The organism is Streptomyces sp. NPDC046712 (assembly GCF_040645695.1).
GTDB lineage: Bacteria > Actinomycetota > Actinomycetes > Streptomycetales > Streptomycetaceae > Streptomyces.
Window position 1 is genome coordinate 1 of record NZ_JBEYYW010000055.1, and the last position, 4,394, is coordinate 4,394.

At 69.1% G+C, this 4,394-nt stretch carries 1 protein-coding gene and 1 pseudogene; one reads left to right on the forward strand and one right to left on the reverse strand.

Annotation, left to right across the window (positions count from 1 at the left end):
- A pseudogene (locus ABZ939_RS36835) lies at positions 1-94 on the reverse strand (protein-tyrosine-phosphatase); the annotation flags it as partial.
- A gap of 1,616 nt (positions 95-1,710) precedes the next feature.
- Here ABZ939_RS36835 and ABZ939_RS36840 point away from each other — a divergent pair.
- On the forward strand, positions 1,711-4,263 hold the full coding sequence (locus ABZ939_RS36840) for a Helicase associated domain protein (protein WP_361864976.1): 2,553 nt from the start codon (positions 1,711-1,713) through the stop codon (positions 4,261-4,263).
- Positions 4,264-4,394: the final 131 nt, after the last annotated feature.

Here is a 4,394-nt window from a genome sequence, read left to right on the forward strand (position 1 = left end):
TCACAGTCCGTACGCCGGGAAGTTCGACGTCCGCGCCCTCGACCTTCCGGTCCGCGTGATTGCGGAAATCGAAGATCGTGTGCAGCCCGAGGGTGTGGTACCCGCTCCGCGGGTACCACATCGCTGCGCGATGTGCAAGCGAACACCCGCGCTGCGCGCGGGTGTTGCGCTCCCGCTCCGCGGGAGCGCTGGTGGGACGCTGCGCGTCCCACTCAACCCCAGGGCTGCGCCCTGGGGTTGATGCTCCGTTCGCTGCGCTCTCGGAGCTAGTGGGGCTGCGCCCACAGCCGGCCTTCCGCTGCGCTCCAGGCCGGCTGTGGCGGGTCCGCTGCGCTCCCCCGCCTGACGGTCCTTCGGCTGCGCCTTCAGAACCGTCTGGTGGCCCGCTGGCGCGGGCCAGGCTGGCTAACAGGACGGGGTGCTCTGGGCTTGTGAGGTTCAGGCGTTTACGTGGCGGGGGGGTGACGGCCCGTCGGGATGCTGTGTGATGGGCCGGCCGGTGCCCTGGGGCGGCCTGGAGGCGGTGGTGAGCAGACCAGTGAAGACGGCCAGGAGGAGAAGGGAGACCCACATCTGCCGGCTACCGGGATGAGTCCCTCCCGTCCAGGCCGCGGCAGCCGCGCCCACAACAGGACGCCTGCCGTATAGAAAGCGCGGACTCGGCGCAGCTGCCGTACAGCCCGCAGGGACACGAGATATTCACTCTTCGCTGCCATACCCGCCCGTCTACGCCCATGTGTGCTACCTATCAGTCTGGGCGGCCGCTTCCCCTGCCGTCCCTTCGGGCGTCCACGGTCTGACAGTCCTCCCGGCTGCGCCGTCGGTCCCTTTAAGGACACTGTCGCGGGCCGAGCTGACGGCGGGGCCGTCTCTGACTTTTCCGATGCCTCATCCGAATGGTCCTCGAAGCCTGTGATGCCACCAGCCGCCGCCTCTCCGCCGGGGGTCACGGAAGGCGAACGGATCTGGGAGGGTCCGACGCCACAGGTCCGCGTCGAGCACAGCGAGAAGTGCCTCGAGTTCCCGGCGTGCCGGGGCGGGGAGCAGTACCACCACCCGCTCCAGCATGTCCCTGGCCTCGGCGACGTCTTCCAGGCTGTCGGAAGGGCACGGGCACACGGCGTAGGAGATCTCAAGGTACCGGCCTGTCCGGGCTAGGAACCGCCGGTACCAGGACAGGGCTGTCTCAGTGGCACCGGGCCACAGGTCTTCAGTGTCTGTCTCCCGCTCGACCCGGCGGACAGTGGCGGATGTCCGCGGCGACAACCGGTCGATCCGGTAGGGCTGGTGCAATGCGTAGAGCTTGGGGTGAGGGGCGCGCAGTGCGCCCGGCCGCCTACGCGGCATGGCCCTTTCGGGTAGTGATCGTCATGCCGACATCTTGCCACGGGGACGAGGAGAGGTGCGGTGGGGTTGGCTGGGAGGAACTGGGGGTCAAAGTAAGGCAGGTTCCCTCTATGAGGGGATCGTTGCATTCAATGTGCTTCATTTTTCATGCCAGATATACTCTGGACCCAGGGCACACCAACGCTGACCGGTGTGGAGGCTTGTCCTGATCCCTCGGCATGCTCGCAACAGTGACCCGACGAGGCAGGGTAGTCAGCCCGCCCGCTTTGGTCCGGCCCTTATTTTTGAGCTCCTCACGTGGGAGTTTCTCGTTTCTCTCTGCTCGAATCGACCGGACAGCACCCCAGGAGAAGGCAGACGGATATGTCGAGCACAGGCCGCGCTGATCAGCGCGAGGCCGCCCAGCGAGAAGCCGTTGACGCGGTGGTGCGCGCCCTCGAATTTCCTGCAAGATCGCTTGTGCCCGAACAAGGGCTTCGAACGCAGGTGATCATGGCGACCGGGTCCGGGAAGACCCGGGTGGCCGTGCGCAGCGCCGAGGAGCTCCACGCGGGCCGTGTGCTGGTGCTCGTGCCCTCGCTGGACCTCCTGGCGCAGACCGAGGCCGCGTGGCGTGAGGGAGGCCGCCGGGGGCCGATGATCGGGGTGTCCTCGCTGCGGGGTGAGGGGGTGCCCTTCCCCAACACCACGGACGTGGACCAGCTGGTGGAATGGACCCGGGGCCTGGACAAGGTCACCGTGTACGCCACGTACGCCAGCCTCGGGCTCGGCACACTGGAGCGGGCACACGCCGCCGGCCTTGCGGCATGGGACCTGATCGTCGTGGACGAGGCCCACCGGACGTCGGGCCGGATCGGCAAGCCGTGGGCGGTCGTCCACGACAACCATAAGATCCCCTCCCTGCGCCGCCTCTACATGACCGCCACCCCCCGGCTGTGGCAGCTCGGCGACGAAGACCCAGGGCAGGGTGGCGTGCCTGGTGAGCTGGTCGCGAGCATGGACGACGACCCCGAGGGCCCGTTCGGCAGCAGGGCGTTCACGTTGACGCTCTCGGAGGCCGTCGACAGGGGAATCTGTGCCCCCTACCAGGTCGTATGCGTGGACGTCACCGACACCGCGCTCCAGGCCGCGCAGCTCCTGGGCACGGAAGCACGCTCCGAGCAGGTGCGGGGGGCGCGGCTCGCCGCTCTGCAGACCGCCCTGGTGAAGGCGTCCGCGGAGGAGGGCTTTCGCCGCACGCTCGTCTTCCACCACGTGGTGAAGGAGGCCGAAGCGTTCGCAGCGGGCCTTCCCGAGGTCGCCGCGCAGCTGCACGCCAGCGACCCCGAGCTGTACCCGGCCACGATCTGGGCCGACTGGCTGTGCGGGGACCACAAGCCGCTCCACCGGCGGCGTCTCCTGGACGAGTTCGCCGCCGGGATCGCCACCGCCGGCATCGTCGTCGAGAAGAGCTACCTCAGCTCGGTGAAAGTGCTGGGCGAGGGCGTGGACACCAAGAACTGCGACTCCGTCTACTGGGCCGACGTACGCGGCTCCATGCCGGACCTGGTCCAGGCCGTGGGCCGGGCGCTGCGGATGCAGCCGGGCGAGGGCAAGATGGCCAGCTTGGTCGTGCCGGTGTTGCTCGGGCCGGGCGAGACGGCGGACAGCATGCTCACCTCCCGGGCGTTCGGCGGGCTCGCCAAGCTCTTGGAGGCGCTGCGGGCACACGACACCCGGGTCGTCGAGCAGCTCGCCGAACAGCAGGCCCAGAGCCGCGTGAGAGGCGTACAGACACGCAGCGGGGAGCGGGAGGACCAGGGCTCGGAGAGCGAACGAAGCGACCGTGGTCTGTCAGTGCCGGCGCGGGCGCTGCTGAAGTTCTCCACGCCGCGCGACCCCGCCCAGCTTGCGGCGTTCATCAACCTGCGGGTCCTCAACCCCGAACACGAGCACTGGCGGCGCGGCGTGGAGGCGGCTGTGATCTACGCGCGCGAGCACGGCGACCTGCGCGTGCCGTTCACGTACCGCGTCCCGGAAGGTGAAGAGGCCGAGGGTGTGGGGTGGCCGGCCTCGCTCGCCGACTTCCCGCTGGGGCAGTGGACCGCCGACGCACGCCGCTTCTACGCCCGCGGCGACATGGACGAGGAACGTGTCGCGCAGCTGGAGAGACTGGGCATGGTCTGGTCCCACTTCGACGTCGCGTGGGAGGAGGGACTGTCGGCGGCGCGCGGGTGGGCGGCCGAACACGGGCACCTCCTGGCCCCGCTCGATGCCGCCCATCAGGGGTACAAGGTGGGGATCTGGCTGAAGAACGCGCGGGCCGCCGCCCGGCGCGCCCAGGACCTTGAGCAGCGCCAGGCCGAAGGGCTGCCGGTGGAGTCCTGGTCCGGGGCGCTGTCGCCGGAACGACGCGAGCAGCTGGAGGAGATCGACCCGTCCTGGTGCCCGGCCTGGCCGGTGGAATGGCAGCGCGCCTTCCACCTCACACGCCTCCACCTGGAGGAGGTCGGTGGCGAGTTGCCGACCGAACCCGGCATCGTCGTGCACCGGGGCGAGGACCTGGGGCGGTGGGTGAAGGCGGTGAGGCTGGGCTGGGACAAGCTCACGACCGTGCAGCAATGGATGTGCGAACAAGTCCTCGGAATCCAACCCGCGGCCGAAAACGAGAAACCGAAACCGCGGACCAGCCAAGCCGACAAGTGGGCCATGCACTACGCCGCCGCCCAGCAGTACTACGAACGCGAAGGACACCTACGCGTCCCCCGCAAACACATCGAAACCATCACCCTCGACGGCCGGGAAGGCGCCGGCCAGGACCAGGAGGTCCGGGAGCTGAAGCTGGGGGCATGGATCAACAACCAACGCAGCAGGGCCGCCACCCTCACCCCCGAACGAATCAAACAACTCTCCAACATCGCCATGCGATGGACATAGCTGTATCGACGAGCAGCGGGCCGGACAGGATGCTCCCGTCCGGACCGCTCCAGGTAGCGGTCGGGGGCGCCCCCCCCCCGGCTGGCGCCCCCCCACACACAGTGGAGCGCCGCGCTGCGAACACGGGACAC

What these genes read in the sequence shown, in the direction of transcription:
- ABZ939_RS36840 (WP_361864976.1), top strand. Translation starts at nt 1,711, where the DNA reads ATGTCGAGCACAGGCCGCGCTGATCAGCGCGAGGCCGCCCAGCGAGAA.